The sequence below is a fragment of the Macrococcus equi genome, from assembly GCF_047426745.1.
In the GTDB taxonomy this organism is placed as follows: domain Bacteria; phylum Bacillota; class Bacilli; order Staphylococcales; family Staphylococcaceae; genus Macrococcoides; species Macrococcoides equi.
Window position 1 is genome coordinate 2163637 of the sequence record NZ_CP179732.1, and the last position, 21740, is coordinate 2185376.

A 21740-nucleotide genomic window follows, 5' to 3' on the forward strand; every position below is an offset into this window, starting at 1 on the left:
CCCCCCTATATAAGCCAACCACCATTTACACGATATACAGTACCAGTTACAGATTGAGAAAACTCATCCAACAGATGAAGTACAGCATGACTCACTTCAGATGCCTGAACCAATCTTTTTTGCGGCAGTTGTGAAATAAGCGATTGAATAGCATCTTCATCTAACTGTACAGTCATTTTACCACTAACTATACCTGGTGCGACAATATTAGCTGTGACATTTGTTAAAGCAAGTTCTTTTGCGATAGATTTAATAAACCCTATTTGTCCTGCTTTCATTGCACTGTAAACAGATTCTGTTGCGCTACCCGTTTCTCCCCAAATAGAACTTATTACTACGATACGTCCCCGCTGATTTTGTAATAGTCCGGGTAATACCCACTGGGTAACTTTAATGAGATTGGCAAGATGGATATGATATTGTGCATTTATGTCACTATCAGTTATATGCTGTATTGAAGCAAAATGAGCAGTCCCCGCAGCATAAATTAAACCGTCTAAATGACTGATCATCCAATCGTCAAATGGAGATATTGTCATCATTTCAGATAAATCAAACCTTACAAATGAAATTGGGTCATTTTTATATCTATTCATTAAATTATTAATATCTGAATGAAAATAATGCGCAATGACTTCATGTCCCTGGTCAAGTAAATCTCGTGTGATTTGTGTCCCTATATCACCGCTCGCACCGATTATAAGATACTTACCCATTGCGTTTTACAATCCTGCTGTCAGTAATATTAGCGTGTTCTAAAGCTGATTGATAAGTCGCTATACAATCTTCTAATGTTAATTGTTCAAGAAGAGGTAATAAATCAAATAAAATAACATCATTAAAATAATACCTTGTAAATTGATTGGCAATATATTCAGGACTATTCATGCTGGATACATATTCTCCAATTGTTTGCCTTACAATCAATTCAAAAGATTTTTGGTCTTTTAATGCGTCATAATTATGTAATTGACTGATTAAACGTTGTTTTAATGTATCTGCATCTCGCGTTGCGCCTGCAATAAACATATGTGAAAATGTAGGTTCAATCGTAAAGTTAAAGCCAAAGGAATCATCAATTAATTGATCTTTTAAAAGTGATTGATAAAAATCAGTCTGTTCACCAAAAAGTAGATCCATGGCAAAAATCATTTTTAATTCTGAGAGAATTAAATTTTCATCACTCTTAAAATTATTCGTTTTTATACCTAACATGATTTTATCCATATGAACGTTATCTTCTGAACTTATTTCCGGTAATGCCACGGTGTCAGGCTCGTCAAATGGAAGAATGGCTACATGGTTGAATGTATTAAACTTTTTCGTAATACTATTAACATAGGTATATAAATCTTCCGGATCAACATTTCCCACCACGAACATGACCATATTAGATGGATGATAGAAGGTTTCGTAACACTGATATAATGTTTCGTGTGTGATTTTATTTATACTTTCTACTGTTCCAGCTATATCCACTTTAACTGGATGCATGTGATACATCGCTTTTAAAGTTTGATAATACAGTCGATAATTGGGTTGATCCTGATACATTTTAATTTCTTCTGCAATGATGCCTACTTCTTTTTCTACACTTTCTTTTGTAAAATATGGTTCCTGTAACATATCTACAAGTAACTTGATATTTTCTTTTAAAGATTCAACAGTCGTAAATAAATAACTTGTCCTGTCATAAGACGTAAAGGCATTCGCAGAACTCCCATACTTTGAAAACTCATTAAACATATCACCATGTTCTTTTTCAAACATTTTATGCTCTAGAAAATGAGCGATTCCTTTTGGCATACGAACAACTTTGCCTTCTTGTGTAACAAAATCATTATGTATAGACCCATATTTAGTAGTCATCGTTACATAAGATTTTTGAAATCCTTTTTTAGGTATAATAAATAATTGCATTCCGTTGTCTAAAACAGCTTCAAAGAGTGTTTCATCGATTGCTTTATAATAGGTTTGTTTCATTCTGATCCCTCGCTTGTTAAACAATAGACTGTATGTAATGTTCCTGTATGGGCAACACGTATAATATCTTCTTTCGTCACTTTATTTACACCACTCATCCATTGTTCTTCCGAAATTGCTGCTCCAAATGTATTTGAAAACTCTATTTCCACGTATCCTTTAGGACGATCTAGTGATTCTTTCTTTTGATTGATGATCATTCTTTTTGCTGTATGTAATAACTCCTCATCAAATTCACCTTGCTTGATACGGCTAAATTCAGTATTAATTGTGTCTATCGCCTCAAGTCGCTTATCTTGATTAACCCCACTCAGAACATATAAAATACCACTTCGTGCATCGATTTGACTATGAATCTGATAAGCTAAACTTAATTTTTCTCTGACATTTGTGAAAAGTAGGCTCGATGGATCGCCACCAAAAATTTGATTTAGGACAATAAATGCAAAATAACTTGACTCAGGATGTTTTACGTCAAAACGATATCCCATACTTATTCTTGCTTGTTTTGTTTCTATATGCTCAATCATTATTTGCGTATTATCTATTTGTTTTAGTTGAACACCTGATAAATGAACTTTTCGTTCAGCAAATGGCAGATATTTTTTTGTTAGTTCATCCACGCGCTCTGCGTCAACATCTCCAACAGCATAGAGATGGACTTCATCTTCATTAATTAAACGTTGATATGTATTGAATATTTCTTTACCATTGATTCGCTCTAAGTGATTGATATCACCGAATGATGGATTTTTCATGGCATCGTCAGCAAACATCGATTTCAGTAACTGATAAAAACCGTATTGACCTAAATTTTCTTTTATAGCCTGATATTTAGTTAAAAATAAATGTTTTTCTGTGTTAATAAGTTCTTCACAGAAAGTATCATCATGAATATTCGGCGAAAATATAACTTCATGTAATAATTTAAATGCTTCTTGTAACAAGTCTTCATCTTCAAGAAATTTATCATTGATAATATCAATGCCTAAAGTTAAAACGTGCGCATTATTCTGTTTAATGACGTGGCTATATAGATGTGCACCATATAGATGTGCAAGATGATTAATCATCTGTTGTTCATCAGGATATTTTGCTGAAGTTTTTTGTAAAAGTTTAGATAAAATTGCCCTTTCACTCATCGTATTAATATCCAAAGGGGCTTTGAACTTAAGCACAATAGAAATAGTCTTAAATTTATCAGTATTTAATAAGTTGATTGTCATAGATAACTCCTAATTTTTTTTAGTACGTTTAATAACGAACCTAACCTGGCTCGATTTAAAATAATTTAATGAATATAATATGGGTTGATGCTCTGCATTATAATGAATTTGTTTAAATAATAACAAACTTTCTTCTGGTGTACACTGCAACGCATTAGAAATATACGGTTCATAAGCAATGGCTTCTATTTCACTTTCCGCATATTCAACTTTTAATTGTTCTGTTCTATCCATAATTTCCAGTAAAGAATGTGTCATAATGTCATGACTTCCTTTGAGCGGTGCAGCATCAATTTTATCCAGACAATATACTATCGGTACATCGTCAGCTGTTCTAATACGCTCAATAACTGTAATCGCTCTATCATCTGTTATTTTTAATATTGCCTTATCATCAATCGAAGGTTGTTCAATATCGTGACTAATCATTAATGTGCCTGCTGATTGTCCAGCTTTTTCAATCATTTGAGTAATACTCTTTAGTTCATCGACTGGATATAAGAATAACGCTTTAGATTTAATAAAATATCCTTCCTGAAAATGTTCTGTAATAATCTGTTCAGTCACTAATTCATGAAAAGCTAATTCAATATCATCACGTGATTTATCGATTATTCTTGATATTTCATATTGTGAAGGTAGTGGTTGATGTTTTAAAAATTTTCCATTATTAATTTGCTCTAAAATCCAGTCTTTTATAAAAACAACTTCATGATTCACTGACATGACTGACCCCTCTTTCTAATCTTCATTATATTCAATCAATACCGCACGCGGTTTACTTCCCGTGCTTGGACCTATCACACCATTCGCCTCTAATTCATCAATTAATCTCGCTGCCCTATTGTATCCAATACGAAATTGACGTTGTAATAAACTTGCTGAGGCCTTCTGTTTTTCTACAACGAATTGATAAGCATCCATGTACAATTCATCCTCTGACTCACTCTGACTAGTTGTTTCTTCGGTCGGTTCAAGTGATTTAATATAATTTGCAGACTGCTGATCACAAACAAATTTTACGACACCTTCTACTTCAGCATCAGATAAAAATGCACCTTGAATACGTTTAGGTTTAGATTCACCGTAAGGCAAATAAAGCATGTCGCCTTTACCAAGTAATTTTTCTGCACCTTGCATATCAAGAATTGTTCTTGAATCAACAGCTGAACTAACACTAAAAGCAATTCTGGATGGAATGTTAGCTTTAATAAGTCCCGTAATAACATCAACTGACGGACGCTGCGTTGCAATAATTAAATGAATACCGGCAGCACGTGCCATCTGTGCAAGCCTCATAATAGCCGCTTCAACATCTTTACTTGCTACCATCATTAAATCTGCTAATTCATCAACAATAACGACGATATATGGCAATTCTGCATTTTTCTCGCCGAGTTCTTCATTCTGTCTTTTCAAGTAATTATTATAACCTTTAATGTTTCTCGTACCGGTATGACTGAATAAATCATAGCGACGTTCCATTTCTCCAACAATCTTCTGTAACGCCTGAGCTGCTTTTTGTGGATTGGTAACGACAGGTGTAAGTAGATGCGGCACACCATTATATACATTGAGTTCAACCATTTTAGGATCAATCATCATTAGTTTCACTTCATGAGGCTTTGCATGCATTAAAATACTCGTAATAATACCATTAATACATACAGATTTACCGCTACCAGTGGCCCCGGCAACTAATAGATGAGGCATTTTATCAAGTTCAGCAGTCACGGCCTCTCCACTAATATCTCTGCCAAGAACAACTTTTAACTTATTCTCCTGTACTGGTGACGCTTCAATAACCTCTCTTAATGTCACCATTGAAATCGAACTATTAGGAACTTCAATCCCTACTGCAGACTTACCAGGTATCGGAGCTTCAATTCGTATATCCTTTGCAGCCAGTGCTAACGCAATATCATTGTGGAGATTGACAATACGACTGACCTTAACACCCATTGCTGGTTGCACTTCATATTGTGTAACAGCAGGTCCGATTCTAATTTGAGAGACCTTCGCATTGACACCAAAGTTTTTTAATGTTGATTCCAGTAATTGTCCTCGTTTTTTTACTGCCTGCATATTTGATCTTGCTTTTGCAGGAGCTTCAGCCAATAAAGTAATGGGTGGTAACTGATAATGAACATTTTCAGGCTCGCTCGTTTCACTTTGCTCAGTAGATTCAACATCATCAGTGGAAGATGTATTAACGTTTTCTATTTGACGCACAGATTGTGAATGTTCTTTCGGCTTCAGCGCTTCAGTATTTACCGTACTTTTATCCTCCTGAACGTGTTCATCAATCATTTGGTTACCATCATAAATAGGAATTTCATCATCATTCATATAATCTTCATTCGGCATACGCGTTATCTCAGGTAAATTTGATACATCTTTAACAGTCTGATTCTTTTTTCTTTCACTTTGCTGTTGTAGTTGATATTTTGCTTGTCTGGATAATGACTTAGACTTTTCAATCTGGTAAAGTAAAAACTTTTGAGATGACTGTCTAATTGAACGTCCTAATATAAGAAGAATACTTAAAATAATCATAATGATAGATAATATAAGCGCACCAAACACACTTAACAGAGTAGAGAAAACTGAATCAAATAAAAAACCAATGATGCCTCCACCAAAAAAATGAAAACCTGATTTGGACTGTAGTTCAAAAATCCTGTCAAAAACTGGTGGAACTGCTTTCCCTTTTAAAAAATGCTGTATTACCTGAAGAAAGGATGGTGTACTGATAAGTAACATCAACCAGCCATTAACACGTCGATTCATGGGAATCCATTTATTGTTCACTGCATAATATAGCGTGACTAAAATAATCAATATGTAAGCGTAGAATCTTGCCGATCCAAATAAATATGTCATCACACTGTCGAGTCCTACACCAATTAGTCCAAACTGAAATAAACCTAGCATAAGACTACCTATTAAACATATTGCGACAACAAAACGATATGGCTCATTGCTCTTTTTTCTTGTCGACTTTTTCTTACGTGTTGTTTTTTTCTTAAGCGCCATTTTTTCACCTGCTTTATATAAACAAATAAACAAGCTAAAAATAGCTTGTTTATTTGTTTATTTTGTTTAAATTTCTGAAATAACCGGGATAATCATCGGACGACGTTTTGTATTTTCATATAAGAACTTACCTAACTTATCACGCATTTCCTGTTTGATTTCAGACCATTCAATTCTGTTTTGCATTAAGCCTTTTTCTACAATTTCACGTACCTTTTCTTCTGCTTCTCGCATCAGTTCTTCACTTTCACGTACATAGACAAATCCTCGTGATTGAATCTGTGGCCCGGCAACGATACGGCGGCTCTTTGGATCAAGTGTAACAACAGCAATAAATATACCATCTTCACTTAATAATCTTCTATCACGTAATACAATATTACCGACATCACCCACCCCAATACCATCTATCAGGACATTGCCAGCTGGTACCTTTTCATTGGCTAACATGCGTTCTCCATCAAAGTTGATCACATCACCTTTTTCAAGCAGGAAGATATGTTCTGGTAACACTCCCGCCTCAGCTGCTAATTTAGCATGAGCAATCTGCATTTTAAACTCACCTTGTACAGGAACAAAATACTCAGGTTTCATCAGATTAAGCATTAACTTAAGCTCTTCCATACATCCATGACCTGAAGCATGAATCTTCTTATTCGTAGGAATTACTTTTGCACCTGCTTTTACAAGATGATTAATAGTTGAACCAAGAATTACTTCCATATTAGAAGATGGTGTCGTCGTAATAAAGACTGTATCACCTTCTTCAATATTCATAATACTATGTTTTTGAAGTGCCATTTGGGCTAAACCTTCAATCGGCTCACCTTGAGAACCTGTAGATATAATGATTAATTCATTCTTAGGATATTTCTCAACATCTTTAATTGGAATTAATAATTGTTCCTTAATATCAAAATATCCTAACTTACGCGCAATATTAAATGATGATTCTAATGACTTACCTAAAAATGATACTTTGCGATTTAATCGTGCTGCGGCATTAAGTACTTGTTGGATACGAATGAAGTTTGAAGCATAGCAAGAGACAATAATTCGACCTTGTGCTTTGGCAAATTCATCAACAATATGACTTTCAATGACATTTTCCGGTGTATTATATCCTGGCTTTTCTGCTTCTGTAGAATCACTGATAAGCATCAACACGCCTTTGTTACCGATTTGACCCATTTTCGTAATATCTGGCGCATAGGCACCTGTCATACTTTGATCAAATTTAAATTCACCCGTATAAACAATTGCACCATGAGAAGTTTGAATAACAATACCTAATGCATCGGGAATACTGTGAGAAGTACTAAAGAATGTTACATTGACATTTTTAAAACGCATCACAGAATTATTATTCACTGTATAGTATTTAATTTTTTTATTAACTTTTGCTTCACGCATATGATCTTTAACCAACGCTATCGTCAATCTTGAACCATAAATCGGTGCATCAATCTTTTCAATGATATATCTTAACGCACCGATGGCATCCTGATGACCATGACTTAAGAATATCCCTTTTAACTTATCTTTATTTTCAATGACGTAATTGATGTCAGGTATAACGACATCAATCCCTAGCATTTCATCTTCTGGAAACATTAACCCAGCGTCAAGCATAAACATTTCATCGTCAACCTCTACGATATACATGTTTTTTGCAATTTCACCGACACCACCTAAGGGTACCATTCTAATATGTTGATTTTCTTTTTTTATTAAATTCAAAGTATTTCCTCCTAAATTCTTTCGCCCGTTCAATTCATACTTCTTTATTATAAGCTATTTACAGTTTAATTAACAATAAAAAAAGCGAGCAGTTTATCACTGCTCACTGAATATTACTTTTGTAATTCCATTTTAAAATCTCCGCCAGCTACCGTATAGTGCGTTAATTTTAAATCTTTTGAGTGGTAACGATCTGTATCTCCTTTAAACAATACTACTTCAACAGGTTCACTTGAAGCTTCAATTTGTTTAAATAGCAATCCAACATCACCATTCACTGTTGAGATTTTTAAAAGTTCTTCATCTACAGAGAATCGTCCATCTGCAGTAAATTCATGCCCATTCACTTGAATCTTATCAAATACCATAAACCCTTCATCTCCTTGTATACGTTTACATTGTTATTATACAGTGAATTTTTCAACTTGCCAATCATTGTGGTAATAAATAATATCTCTCACCTGGATTTACAAATATAAGTAAAGATTTATTCACCGCTTCAAGTGTTACCGCATTAATTTGAGATTCAATTGACTCAATATCAATAATTTTATTATAAAGTAACATGCTCTTACCCATATGTTCTAAAATATGACCGTCATAATCCAGGTTCATGTGCAGATTGGTAATTAAATATTGTTTCGTTTTATTTAATAGTTCTTCATCAATACCTTTTACTAGCGTTTGATAGATCTCATCAATGATATTCATACACTTTTCAACATTATCTGGATCCGTGGCAAAGTATGTATATAGCACCCCACCAGTTCTGTAACTATCCACAGATGAATATAAACTATAACAAAGTCCTTGTTCCTCACGTAACTTTCTAAATAATAAGCTGGTCATTGCACCACCATATAGATTATTGATGATTTCAAATACAGGCTGCATAGGATCCAGATAACTGACTGCAGGATGTGCAATAATCACATGTGCCTGTTCAATGCCAGCTTTATACGCCGTGATATTACAGTGATTCATCGAAAATTGTTGTGCTGGACTTTGAAGCGGTTTAAATACTTCCACTTCAAATGAATGACAGATATCTTGTAGATTATTACCGACATATGCAAGAATCATATTGTTTGGTACGTAAAATCGTTGATAAAAGCTAATCAAATCATTTTGAGTAATTGCCTTTACAGAATTTTCGGTTCCTAAAATAGTATTTGCATAAACACTATCCTCAAATAATATAGATTCAAATCTTTCGAAAGCATTTTCTTCATCGTCATCTTCTATCATCTTAATTTCTTCTAAAATGACTTGGCGCTCTTTTTCCAGTTCATGTGCATCAAATGTCGCATAGAAAACAATTTCCTTAAGGAGTTCAATAGCTTTCTTTTCAAAGCGTTGCAATGTCTTAATCGAATAACACGTATAAGTTTTAGTGGTGTATGCATTCACTTCACCGCCGATTGCATCAATCGCTTCCGATAATGCTTTAAAAGGATATTGTTTTGTACCTTTAAACAGCATGTGTTCGATAAAATGAGCAATACCCCCGGGAAAATTTACTTCGTCTGCAGTGCCGACTTTCACATACATTGCAATATGCACAATTTGCATCGTAGTTGGATGATGAACAACTGTCATCTGATTACTTAATAACTTTTGTTCCAAATATAACCCTCTTTTTCTAAAAATATGAGACTATCGCAACATGCGGTAGTCTCAAAAAATTTATTTTTCTTCTGATTTTTTCTCTTCTTCTAGTAGAACTTTTCGTGAAGCATTCACTCGTCCTTGTTTATCAATCTCAGTGACTTTAACTAAGAACTGATCACCTAATTTGATTACATCTTCAACTTTATTAACACGTTCTTTAGCCAGTTGAGAGATATGAACGAGAGCATCTTTACCTGGGAATATTTCGACAAACGCACCAAATTTCTCTATACGTTTAACTGTAGACATATAAATTTCGCCAACTTTAGCTTCACGCACGATATTTTCGATTAATTTTTGAGCTTCAGCAATCATCGCTTCATCACTTGAACCGATAAATACTGTTCCATCTTGCTCGATATCTAATTTTACGCCTGTTGCATCAATAATTTCATTGATTTTCTTACCACCAGGTCCAATAACATCTCTGATCTTATCAGGATTAATGTGAATAATCTTAACTTTTGGTGCATATGGACTAAGTGATGCTCTTGGCTCACTAATTGTAGATAACATATGTTCCATAATATGCAAACGACCGATACGCGCCTGCTCTAACGCTTCGCGTAAAATATCTTCTGACAATCCATCAATCTTAATATCCATTTGAATTGCAGTAATACCTTTTTTAGTACCTGCGACTTTAAAGTCCATATCTCCTAAGGCATCTTCCATCCCTTGAATATCAGAAAGAATCGTATAGTGTTCATCTTTCTTCACTAATCCCATTGCAATACCTGCAACCGGAGCTTTAATAGGCACCCCTGCATCCATTAATGCGAGCGTTGATCCACAAATAGAAGCTTGTGAACTTGATCCGTTTGATTCTAATACTTCTGATACGACACGAATTGTATACGGAAACTCTTTTTCATCTGGAATTACTTGTAATAAAGCTCGTTCACCTAACGCACCATGACCAATTTCTCGACGGCCTGGTCCTCTAACCGGTCCAGTTTCACCTACTGAGAAATTAGGGAAATTATAGTGATGCATGTATCGTTTTTCTTCTTCTACTCCTAAACCATCTATAATCTGATGTTCTCCTAATGCACCAAGCGTAGCGACAGATAACGCTTGCGTTTGTCCACGTGTGAATAGTCCAGAACCATGAGCACGTGGTAATAACCCTACTTCTGAAGAAAGCGGTCTGATTTCATCTGGACGACGACCATCAGGACGTACTTTATCCTCTGTAATTTGACGACGTACTTCTGCTTTTACTAAAGCATCAAACGTTTTATTGACAATAGCGATTACTTCTTCACCTTGTTCTTCAAATTGTTCAATGATTTGTAGCTTAACCGATGTGATACGTTCTTCTCTTGCTTGTTTTTCCTGTGTTTGTATCGCTTGAGCCAGATTTAAGTTTTGCGCTTGAACCGTTACCGCTTCCTCAATCTCAGTATTTGTTTCTACAGGAATAAATTCATTCTTTTCTGGATTTAGTTCTGCAATGATTTCTTTTTGGAATTCAACTAGCTTTTTAATTTCATTGTGACCAAACATGATAGCTGCTAACATTTTTTCTTCAGTGACTTCTTTAGCGCCTGCTTCAACCATGTTAACCGCATCAAAATGACCTGCAACTTGTAAATCTAAAATAGAAGCTGCTCTTTGTTCAACGTTTGGGTTAATGATAAATTCATCATCAATCAAACCAACATTTACACCAGCTATTGGACCTTCAAATGGTATATCTGAAACTGAAAGTGCCATAGAAGACCCAATCATTGCAGCCATTTCAGGAGAATTGTCAGGATCGACACTCATTACAATTGAAATCACCTGTACATCATTTCGGTATCCTTTAGGGAACAATGGACGAATGGGTCTATCAATTAAACGAGATGTTAATGTCGCATCTTCACCAGGGCGACCTTCACGTTTATTAAATCCACCAGGTATTTTACCAGCTGCATATAATTTCTCCTCGTAGTTGACCATTAACGGGAAGAAATCCACATCTCTTGGTTCTTTACTTGCAGTAGCAGTAGATAACACTACAGTGTCACCATAACGCACCAATACAGCTCCATTTGCCTGTTTTGCAAGTTGACCTGTTTCTATCGTAAGTGGACGGCCGGCCCATTCGGTTGTAAATACTTTTTTCTCTTGAGACATTAATATCTTCCTCTCTTAACATATATCTATAATCATACCATGTGATATGCCTAATTGTCACAAATTGCATAAAAAAAGAGCACAAATTCATTTGTGCTCTTTTGCGTTTTATTAACGACGTAAACCTAATGATTTAATTAATTCACGGTAACGTTGAACGTCATTTTCACGTAAGTAAGTTAATAAGTTTTTACGACGACCTACCATTTTTAATAATCCACGACGTGAATGGTGATCTTTTTTGTGAGTACGTAAATGCTCGTTTAAAGCATTGATTTCAGCAGTTAAAACTGCGATTTGTACTTCTGGAGATCCAGTGTCAGTTTCGTGAACACGGTACTCGGCGATAATTTCATTTTTACGTTCTTGAGTAATAGCCATTATAAATAGCCTCCTATAATTTTATTTACACCATAACCCGAGTATGAGTCGGAGTGTCTCAATACCAAGGAAAGGTACTTGATTATTATAACATGTTTTATTATTGTTGCAAGTTTAATTTTGACAGAATATCAATCGCTGTTTGTTTATCTTGATTGATTTGGTGAATCAGTGCATCAATGCCATCAAATTTTTGTTCAGGTCGAATAAAATCATACCATGAAACCTCCACACGTTCTCCGTATATTGATTCGTTAAAATCAAAAATATTTACTTCTATGGATACTTGAGATTTCTCTGGATCATGAAATGTTGGTTTAACACCAATATTGCATACACCGTGGTAGCTAACACCTGTTGATTCACGCTTTAATGTCACAGCATAAACGCCAAGTCTAGGTAATACAAATTCTTCATTTGGCATGACATTTGCAGTTGGAAATCCAATAGTACGACCACGCTTCTCCCCCTGAACTACAAGACCAGTAATTTTATATGTGCGACCTAGCTGTGCATTAGCATGTTGAATCTCACCTGAGTATAAATCTTCACGAATTTGCGTTGTAGAAATTTTTTCATTATTTAATGCTTGCTTCGAAACTGCAGTAACTTCAAAACCCACTTTGTCTGAATCTAATTTCAGCATGTTCCCTTTACCAAACTTGCCATAAGTAAAGTCAAAACCAGCAATCACATGTTTAACTTTATTATTTGTGAAATAATCCTGGATAAAATCACGTTCTTCCATCTTTGCGAAACTTGAAGTAAACGGCACAATAAAAAGATAATCGATTCCCATTTGTTCAAGTAAGCGTTTCTTTTCATTTAAAGGCGTTAAGTAATCCGTTCGTTTTTTTTCAGGGTTTAATACGACCGAAGGATGCGGATCAAAGGTCATCACAGCTTTTTTTAATGATTTCTGATCAGCAATTTTTATCATTTCATTAATGACTGCCTGGTGTCCTAAATGGAGTCCATCGAAAAAACCCACAGCTAGTGCAATTTCAGGATGATCATAGTGTGCTTCTAATGGTTGATTCATTTGTATTGTTATCATATCAGTACCTCGTGCATCATTTTTCTTTAGTGTATCACTTTTTAACAGAAAAGTTCTTTAGGATTGCTCATTCCGTAAAAACTTTGCGAGCTTTTACTACATTTGGATAATCAGGATGCGGCATATAAATGCCAAGCGCTTTATTTTGATGTGTCATCACAGTTTCTTCGGTAAGTGCTATCCCTTTTATCTTTTGTCCCCAAAGAATCCGCTGAGCAGTGTGTGCATCAACCTCATGATGTGGTAAATGTGTAAGACCTTTTTCCAGTGGTTGCAATAATGTCTGGATAGTGTCATGAGACATATTTTGTAATTCCTCCAGCGTATAACTTTGCTCCAGTGAAAAACCGCCACTCTCTGTTCGTGTAAGTTTTGACATATGTCCAACAGTTTGTAGGCCTTCTGCAATTTGAGTCGCAAGTGTGCGTATATAAGTCCCTTTGCCGCATTTAACGATAATTTCAAAAGTTACTTGATTATCGTGATAATTTAGTTCAGAAGTACGCGTGATATTATAAATATGAACGATACGTGAAGGACGTTCAATCACCTTACCTTCACGAGCATATTCATACAATTTACGACCGTTCACTTTCACTGCACTAAACATCGGAGGTGTCTGTTCGATTTCTCCTATTAGACTTAATAATACTTCATCGATGTCTTCAGCAGAGAATTTATTTTCTTCTATTATAATAGTATCAGTTACTTCCCCGGTTTGATCTTCTGTAGTTGTCTGTGTACCAAGAGTAATTTCAGCGATATATGTTTTCCCGGAATCCATCATATAATCACTAACCCTGGTTGCACGACCCACACAAATCGGTAACACACCATTCACTTCAGGATCAAGTGTACCCGTATGTCCTACTTTTTTTGTCTTTAAAATTTTGCGCAATTTAAATACGACATCATGACTCGTTAACCCTCGAGGCTTATTAATTGCTAAAATACCATCCATAAAAAAAACACCCTTTCAGTAAACTCTAGAATAGTTTACATGAAAAAGTGTGATAGGTCTATTTAATGTCCTTTATTTAGGTCTGCTAACATACGTTCAATCTTATTACCATAGTCAATCGACTCATCGTATGTAAATTTTAAATCAGGCACAATACGTAAATCCATACGGTGTGCAATCTCTGATTTGATGAAGCCTTTTGATTTTTCAAGTGCTTCTAAAGATTTTTTGCGGTCACGCTCTTCACCTAAAACAGTTACATAAACTGTCGCTAAAGATAAATCACCAGTAACTTCAACTTCAGTAACCGTAACAAACCCAACATTAGGATTTTTAATTTTTTGGTTAATGATCTCACTGATTTCTTTCTTCATTTGTTGACCGACACGTTCACTTCTTAAACTCATTATTTTCACCTCTTTTATGTCTATTGAATAGTGTTAATTATACGTGGGAGTTGAGGTGATGTCAATTGAAGGGGGATTGTTGTAATCTGAATGGTTGCGATGTATTACGTTTTTCGCAACCAACTTGTATATTTTATTCAGGTTATAGTCAATGATTGCGATATATTACGTTTATCGCAACCAACTCGCATATTTTTTTCAGTTTGCGGTCAATGGTTGCGATATATTACGTTTATCGCAACCAACTTGCATATTTGATTCAGTTTACGGTCAATGGTTGCGATATATTACGTTTATCTCAACCAACTTTCCCTACTTTTATATTTACGCCCTTTGTTAGATCCGATTTTTATACAGTAATCATTTAAGACTTTCCGAATTCTGGTCGAACTGATATCTATCCATTCACCAACGTCACTAGCGGTTACACAATCACGTTTTAGCATTTCTATATTTCTGAACGCTTCTCGTATTGCTTCTGCTTTATCCATTACATGACCACAATTGCAGTTAATCTTCTTCTTCGCACTCCTTTCTATTTTTAAAAATCTCCGACACTCCGGACATTTTAAACCTCTTCGCATTAAATGATATGGGTATAAATGGTTTACTTCGTTTTTCGATTTCTCTAGATGATGTTTTATAATACATTCTCCAATGGCTAAGTCTTCTTTTGTGATCTCAAACTGATTCATATAACGTGCTACTTTTTCTATGTATTCCATTCCGTGAATTTCATAATCTGTTACCTCATTAATTATCTGAAATGTTTCATTTACAAAGACGACTTCATTTACTATTTTGTAATGAATATTATTTTCATAACAAAATACTTCCAGTTTATCTCGCTCATTACTCGCTTGTGAAAATACATCACGGTTCACATATCCACTCGGACTTTTCAAGTTTCCTTCGTGATAAGTGTAATTGCCAAACCAGTTCTTAATTTCCAGTATAATTATATGTCCATTTGTAATCACAATAAAGTCATATTGAATCTCACCACTAATATCTAAACGAATATCCCAGATACACACGCCTTGCTTAAACTGATTCAAGTAATCAAAAACTTTCTTTTCACCATCATATCCTAATTTCAGATTAAAATATTTTCTTCGATCCATTTCTGTCATATGCGTGCGACCATGAACCTCTTCCAGATAAATTAGTTGGGGTGGTTTCACTGCAGTTTTTAAAAACATTTCATCACCTCAAAATGAATATAAAACATCTTGTCTTAAGCTGCAACCACGCTATTTTGCATAAAAATCATTACTTTATTCACAAATATACAAAATAAAAACAGATTATTAAATTCTGCAATAAAACCAATCCATATATTAATTTCTGTATTTCAATATACAAAAATCATGCATAATAATTTTTTTATTTTTCCAAATAAAAAAAACACTCAAAAGTGAGTGTTTTTACCAGTTATTTAGAAAAAATTTCATGACCGTTTTTGCCAATTCTAAGTTTATTCACAGAAAAATCTGCGCCTTCAGTCATTTCGTTAGCATCGCCTTCAAAAATACCTTTTTCTAAGCCTGATTTAACAATTTGTCGTTGAGTATCTCTATCATAATGTAATTCATCTAATTTACCATTGATAAATGCTTCAAAATATTCTACATACATGTGATTTGTGATTTCCATTAAAAATTCCCCTATCTATTTAATTTTATTTATATACATATACACATAAATTTTAAAAACTAAACAAAAAATCTCCAGATTCTAATAAAAGAATCTGGAGATTATCATATATTATCGCTTAATCTCTTCCATCACAAATGCTTCAATTATGAAGTCTAGATATAAATGCATTCTTTACAATTGGATTATTAAAATAACGAATCTGGAAACCGTATTCTTACAAATTAAACTTTTCAAATGAGATAGATATCCAACTCATCAATTTATTATTTTAACAAACTCTACCATTTTCATAACCAAATAGTAAATATATTATCAATTCTTTCTATAAAAATGTTGTTAATAATTGTATCTCAAGTTTCTTTATTATACTTTTCTACACTTAAACGACATTTTAATTATAAAATGAGTTTTATTTAGATGTGTTACCAATTGAATTGTAAAACAAATTGTATAGTTAACAGATTATATATAAAAATAAGTCTTATAATAATATTTATAGAATTTGGTGCATAATCGACAATCTTAAATCTTTATACTCAATAGTTTATTAAGTGTTTAATTACATAAAAAGTTCAATAATTCTAAATAGTGATAATTTATTAGTAAAATGATTATGAAACGAAGTATATATTATATGATTAATGCAGTGATTATTTCTGTTTTAAGTACTATCATCTTAATATTAGTCGTATCGTATATCTATAAAAATTATAAAAAACAATAGTCATTGATGCTAAGATTAGCATTTTTAATTTCCATATCTAGCTTCAAGGCTATTGATTTCAGCTAATCTTTCTTGAGCATCCGGTTCAGTATACAGACCGTCAAGTATTAGGTTTCTTAATTGAATCTCACCAGACGATAATCCATTTGGCAAATTTTTTCTAAACTCAGCTTGTTCTGCTTCACTCGGCTGTACAACTGGAGTAGGTTGTTTTCTCATTTCATCAACAATAGGCGTACCGTCTTGTGTATATCCTATAATTTCAGTTCCATTATCAGTGTAGCCAATAATCTTTTCACCAAACTCATTAGTTTTCAATTCCGCTTGATTAGTATACTGAAGATTATTTTGCTGAACTTGTTCCGTTGATCGCACATTCACCTCAGTAGTTGACATTTCAGTTGTTGGTGTTTCAGATGTTAATTTTTCATGTTGTTTCTTAATTTTTTTCTTATCTTTTTCAGATTTTTTATTATTAATTTTATCCTTATTAGTTTTTTCTGTTTTAATTACTTTACTTGATTCTAGTTTAACCTCTTCCTTTTTTTCTTCTTTATCTTCTTGTCCACATCCACCAAGTAAAACTACTAAAGACATGGTACTAACAATTATTATTCTCATATGTTAATATGCTCCTTTTTACCAATTGAAACAATTATATAATAACTAATGTAATATGTCTCTTCATTCCAGATAATAAAAATTCTATTATTTATGAATAATATTATTATTTCATAGAATACTTCACTGTATTTATATAATATTTTTTAACTTATATTTATAATAATGCTCAATTTTTATCATAATTATATTTACAGCAACATTCATTAAAACTACAAATCCCCACTATTTGTTATTGTAAATAAAATCAAAAAATCTCCAGATTCTAATAAAAGAATCTGGAGATTATCATATATTATCGCTTAATCTCTTCCATTACGAATGCCTCAAAAATGTCGCCTTCCTTAACATCGTTGAAGTTTTCAATTGTGATACCACATTCGTAACCTTGTGCTACTTCTTTAACGTCATCTTTGAAACGTTTTAAAGCATCAACTTGTCCTTCGTAAACGACAATGCCGTCACGGATGATACGTACTTGTGAATCACGTGTGATTTTTCCGTCTGTTACGTAAGAACCTGCAACTGTACCAACTTTAGAGATATTGATTGTTTGACGTACTTCAGCTTGTCCAATCACTTTCTCTTCGAATTCAGGATCTAACATACCGATCATCGCTTGTTCAATTTCTTCGATAACTTTGTAGATAATACGATGTAAACGCATATCCACGCCTTCAGCTTCAGCTGCACGTTTTGCATTTGTATCAGGACGTACGTTGAATCCGATAATGATACCGTTTGATGCTGATGCTAAAGTAACATCTGATTCGTTAATCGCACCAACAGCTGTATGGATAATACGTACGTTAACACCTTCAACGTCAATCTTCATCAATGATGCTGCTAAAGCTTCTACTGAACCTTGAACATCACCTTTAATAATTACGTTTAAGTCTTTCATTTCACCTTGTTTAATTTGTTCAAATAAATTATCAAGTGAAACTTTTTGACTTTCCTGACGTTGTGCTAAAATATTTTGTTGCTGACGTGCTTCACCGATACGACGTGCACGTTTTTCGTCTTTGAATACTACGAAACGGTCCCCTGCTAATGGTACATCTTGTAAACCTGTAATTTCAACTGGTGTAGATGGACCTGCTGTTTTAATACGTTTTCCAAGATCATTCACCATCGCACGTACACGGCCGAATGTATTACCTACAACGATCGAATCGCCGACTTCAAGTGTTCCATCTTGCACTAATAATGATGCTGCCGGTCCACGAGATTTATCTAATTCTGCTTCGATAACAGTTCCGATTGCTGTACGTTTAGGATTAGCTTTTAATTCCGCTACTTCAGAAACAAGTAGAATCATTTCTAATAATTCATCGATACCGTCACCTTTGATCGCTGATAATTGAACGAAGATTGTATCGCCCCCCCAATCTTCAGGATATAAACCGTGCTCACCTAATTCCTGCATTACACGATCAGGGTTTGCTGTTGGTTTATCAATTTTGTTTACAGCTACGATAATTGGTACTTCAGCTGCTTTCGCATGGTTAATCGCTTCAACTGTTTGTGGCATAACACCATCATCAGCTGCTACAACTAAGATTGTAATATCGGTAACTTGCGCACCACGTGCACGCATTGTCGTAAACGCAGCATGTCCTGGTGTGTCAAGGAATGTAATCTTCTTACCTTCATTTTCAATTTGGTATGCACCGATATGTTGAGTAATCCCACCAGCTTCACCGGCAGTAACGCGGGTATTACGGATTGAATCTAATAACGTTGTTTTACCGTGGTCAACGTGACCCATGATTGTTACAACAGATGGACGTTCAATAATATCTTCTGGGTTAGCATCAACATCTTCAAAATATGTTTCTAAATCAGTTGCATCTACAACAACCTCTAATTCAGCTTCTACGTCATATTCAGAACAAATTAATTCAATCGCATCTTGATTTAATGGTTGGTTAATGTTTGCCATAATTCCGACCATGAATAAGTTTTTAACAATTTCAGATGCATCTTTGTTTAATTTTTCTGCTAATTCGCCAACTGTAATACCTTCTTCATATGTAATTTTAGAAGGTGTTTCTTTCACAACTGGTGCTTGTACAACTGGTTCTGGTTTCGGATTGCTCTTACCTTTACCTTTTTTATTGCGGTTACCGCCACCAGTACCTGGTTTGTTGTTACTACCTGGACGGTGATTATTGTTATGACGCGGTTTTTGTGCTGGTTTGTTTGCAGGTTTTGCCGCTGGTTTCGCTTCTTGTTTAGGCTGCTCTTTTTTCACTTCTTGCTTTGGTTCTGCTTTAGCTTCAGCTTTAACCTGATCTTTTTTGAAGATTTTATCTAATGCAGTAATTTCTTTATCTTCAATCACTTGCATATGACTGTTAACTTCTATGTTCATTTTTTTCAATTCATCAATAATATCTTTACTTCTTAATTTAACTTCTTTTGCATATTCATATATTCTTTTTTTACTCATAGGTTCTCTCCTCATTGATGTCACGAATAAGTGCTTGAATTGACTTCGCAAATCCTGCATCAAGAATACCAATCGTTACACGTTCTGCTTTACCGATTGCATATCCTAATTCATAACGCGTACCATATTGAACCAATGGCACATTAAATGAATTACATTTATTCATGACAGTTTTCGTTGTATTTGGACCAGCATCTGTAGCTAGTATGACAAGTTTACATTTTTTATTTCTGACTTCATTGATAACAAGTTCCTCACCAGTAGCAAGTTTTCTAGCACGCATTGCAAGCCCTAGCATATTAAATAGTTTATCTTCTTTATTCATCGTTTAGGAATCATCTCTCTATAAATCAAGCGAATAATTTCATCATAGATAGGTTTCATCGTTTCACTGTCACTATCAAAAAATTGTTCTAGCTTTTTCTTTTGTCTTGCTGCTTCAACTATTTTTAAATCCATAGTGACATATGCGCCTCGTCCATTTTGCTTGCCTGTAGGATCAACAAATATATCATCTTCTTTTGTTTTAACAACACGCAGCATTTCTTTTTTCGGTTTCATTTCATTACTTAGTATACATTTACGCATAGGTATTTTCTTCTGTTTCATAAAACACCTCTATTCTACTGGATAAATGCCTGCTTCTTTTGCATCTGTCTCAGATTTAATATCTATTTTCCAGCCTGTTAATTTCGCAGCTAATCTTGCATTCTGTCCTTTTTTACCGATAGCAAGAGATAATTGATAGTCCGGAACGATCACAGTTGTTGATTGATTAGCTTCATCAACTAACACATCGACAACTTGAGATGGACTTAATGCATTTTTAACGAACGTTTTTGTGTCTGCACTCCATTCAACGATGTCAATTTTCTCTCCGCCTAATTCTTCAACAACAGCTTCTACACGGGCACCTTTTGCTCCAACACATGCACCGACAGCATCAATATCAGGGTTTTCAGAGTAAACACTAATTTTTGAACGATCTCCCGCTTCACGCGCAACAGATTTAACCACTACGCTACCATCAAAAATTTCTGGTACTTCTTGTTCAAACAAACGTTTTAATAAACCTGGATGGCTACGAGAAACAAAGATTTGAGGTCCTTTAGTCGTTTGTTCAACTTTATTTACATATACTTTAATGCGCTCTGTCGGACGATATTCTTCATTAGGACTACGTTCAGCTTCAGATAAAACTGCTTCAGTTTTACCAAGTGTTACATAAACATAGCGATGATCAACACGGTCAATAATACCGGTCATAATATCATCTTCTTTATCAATAAATTCGTTATATAAAATACCACGTTCAGCATCACGTAGACGCTGCATCACAGCTTGTTTAGCAGCTTGCGCAGAAACACGTCCAAAGTCCTTTGGTGTCACATCTTCTTCGTAAATATCACCAATCTCATAGGCAGGATTAGATTCTAAAGCTTTTTCTAAGCTCACCTCGTCTCTAGGGTTCATCACTTCTTCTACAACATCTTTACGTGAATATACACGATAAACACCATTATCCATATTCAGTTCAACGCGAACATTGTTGGCTGAATTATAATTCTTTTTATATGCAGTAATAAGTGCTGCTTCAATCGTTTCAATCAACACTTCTCTAGGAATTGATTTTTCTTTTTCAAGATAGTCAATTGCATTTAATAATTCGTTATTTTTTTTCATAGTTTCCTCCAA

The 21740-nt window shown here is 34.3% G+C and carries 19 protein-coding genes and 2 pseudogenes; all 21 read right to left on the reverse strand.

Annotated features, from left to right (window positions below; genetic code table 11):
* Positions 1–5: 5 nt before the first annotated feature.
* The 21 genes and pseudogenes from ymfI to nusA all read right to left on the reverse strand — a co-directional run bounded on the left by ymfI (position 6) and on the right by nusA (position 21728).
* Complete coding sequence (ymfI, locus tag ACMGE6_RS11490; RefSeq protein ID WP_414053886.1) at positions 6–716, reverse strand: elongation factor P 5-aminopentanone reductase; 711 nt, start codon at positions 714–716, stop codon at positions 6–8.
* On the reverse strand, positions 709–1983 hold the full coding sequence (yfmH, locus tag ACMGE6_RS11495) for an EF-P 5-aminopentanol modification-associated protein YfmH (protein ID WP_414053887.1): 1275 nt from the start codon (positions 1981–1983) through the stop codon (positions 709–711). The genes ymfI and yfmH overlap by 8 nt, the downstream gene beginning before the upstream one ends.
* Positions 1980–3209 carry an EF-P 5-aminopentanol modification-associated protein YfmF gene (yfmF, locus tag ACMGE6_RS11500; protein WP_414053888.1) on the reverse strand — a complete coding sequence of 410 codons (1230 nt, stop codon included), beginning with the start codon at positions 3207–3209 and terminating at the stop codon, positions 1980–1982. The genes yfmH and yfmF overlap by 4 nt, the downstream gene beginning before the upstream one ends.
* Positions 3210–3218: 9 nt before the next feature.
* On the reverse strand, positions 3219–3935 hold the full coding sequence (locus ACMGE6_RS11505; RefSeq protein ID WP_414048014.1) for a GntR family transcriptional regulator: 717 nt from the start codon (positions 3933–3935) through the stop codon (positions 3219–3221).
* A 15-nt stretch (positions 3936–3950) separates the two neighbouring features.
* Positions 3951–6245, reverse strand: a complete 2295-nt coding sequence (locus tag ACMGE6_RS11510; protein ID WP_414053889.1) for a DNA translocase FtsK — start codon at positions 6243–6245, stop codon at positions 3951–3953.
* 66 nt (positions 6246–6311) lie between these two features.
* Positions 6312–7985, reverse strand: a complete 1674-nt coding sequence (gene rnjB, locus ACMGE6_RS11515; RefSeq protein WP_414053890.1) for a ribonuclease J2 — start codon at positions 7983–7985, stop codon at positions 6312–6314.
* Between the two features lie 113 nt (positions 7986–8098).
* A complete protein-coding gene (locus ACMGE6_RS11520) occupies positions 8099–8353 on the reverse strand; it encodes a hypothetical protein (RefSeq protein ID WP_414046577.1) in 255 nt (84 codons plus the stop codon).
* 64 nt (positions 8354–8417) lie between these two features.
* Complete coding sequence (locus ACMGE6_RS11525) at positions 8418–9611, reverse strand: M16 family metallopeptidase (RefSeq protein ID WP_414053891.1); 1194 nt, start codon at positions 9609–9611, stop codon at positions 8418–8420.
* Between the two features lie 60 nt (positions 9612–9671).
* A complete protein-coding gene (pnp, locus tag ACMGE6_RS11530; protein WP_414053892.1) occupies positions 9672–11780 on the reverse strand; it encodes a polyribonucleotide nucleotidyltransferase in 2109 nt (702 codons plus the stop codon).
* Positions 11781–11891: 111 nt separating this feature from the next.
* Positions 11892–12161 (reverse strand): 30S ribosomal protein S15, encoded by a 270-nt coding sequence (gene rpsO, locus ACMGE6_RS11535; RefSeq protein WP_414046580.1) that lies wholly within the window; start codon positions 12159–12161, stop codon positions 11892–11894.
* 100 nt (positions 12162–12261) lie between these two features.
* Entirely contained in the window at positions 12262–13218 is a 957-nt protein-coding gene (locus ACMGE6_RS11540) for a bifunctional riboflavin kinase/FAD synthetase (protein WP_414053893.1), read from the reverse strand.
* A 67-nt stretch (positions 13219–13285) separates the two neighbouring features.
* On the reverse strand, positions 13286–14179 hold the full coding sequence (gene truB / locus ACMGE6_RS11545) for a tRNA pseudouridine(55) synthase TruB (RefSeq protein WP_414053894.1): 894 nt from the start codon (positions 14177–14179) through the stop codon (positions 13286–13288).
* A 62-nt stretch (positions 14180–14241) separates the two neighbouring features.
* Positions 14242–14586 carry a 30S ribosome-binding factor RbfA gene (gene rbfA, locus ACMGE6_RS11550; protein ID WP_414046583.1) on the reverse strand — a complete coding sequence of 115 codons (345 nt, stop codon included), beginning with the start codon at positions 14584–14586 and terminating at the stop codon, positions 14242–14244.
* A gap of 293 nt (positions 14587–14879) precedes the next feature.
* On the reverse strand, positions 14880–15788 hold the full coding sequence (locus ACMGE6_RS11555) for a nuclease-related domain-containing protein (protein WP_414053895.1): 909 nt from the start codon (positions 15786–15788) through the stop codon (positions 14880–14882).
* A 232-nt stretch (positions 15789–16020) separates the two neighbouring features.
* The gene (locus ACMGE6_RS11560; protein ID WP_414053896.1) at positions 16021–16242 is read right to left on the reverse strand and encodes a hypothetical protein; all 222 of its coding nucleotides are present in this window, start codon (positions 16240–16242) and stop codon (positions 16021–16023) included.
* 751 nt (positions 16243–16993) lie between these two features.
* Entirely contained in the window at positions 16994–17590 is a 597-nt protein-coding gene (locus ACMGE6_RS11565) for a hypothetical protein (protein ID WP_414048004.1), read from the reverse strand.
* Between the two features lie 295 nt (positions 17591–17885).
* A pseudogene (infB, locus tag ACMGE6_RS11570) lies at positions 17886–19712 on the reverse strand (translation initiation factor IF-2); the annotation flags it as partial.
* A 158-nt stretch (positions 19713–19870) separates the two neighbouring features.
* A pseudogene (locus ACMGE6_RS11575) lies at positions 19871–20045 on the reverse strand (translation initiation factor IF-2 N-terminal domain-containing protein); the annotation flags it as partial.
* A complete protein-coding gene (locus tag ACMGE6_RS11580; protein ID WP_414046589.1) occupies positions 20038–20370 on the reverse strand; it encodes a L7Ae/L30e/S12e/Gadd45 family ribosomal protein in 333 nt (110 codons plus the stop codon). The pseudogene ACMGE6_RS11575 and the gene ACMGE6_RS11580, both read right to left, overlap by 8 nt.
* Positions 20367–20654 (reverse strand): RNase P modulator RnpM, encoded by a 288-nt coding sequence (gene rnpM, locus ACMGE6_RS11585; RefSeq protein WP_414053897.1) that lies wholly within the window; start codon positions 20652–20654, stop codon positions 20367–20369. Before rnpM ends, ACMGE6_RS11580 begins: the two co-directional genes overlap by 4 nt.
* Before the next feature lie 9 nt (positions 20655–20663).
* Entirely contained in the window at positions 20664–21728 is a 1065-nt protein-coding gene (gene nusA, locus ACMGE6_RS11590) for a transcription termination factor NusA (RefSeq protein ID WP_414053898.1), read from the reverse strand.
* Positions 21729–21740: the final 12 nt, after the last annotated feature.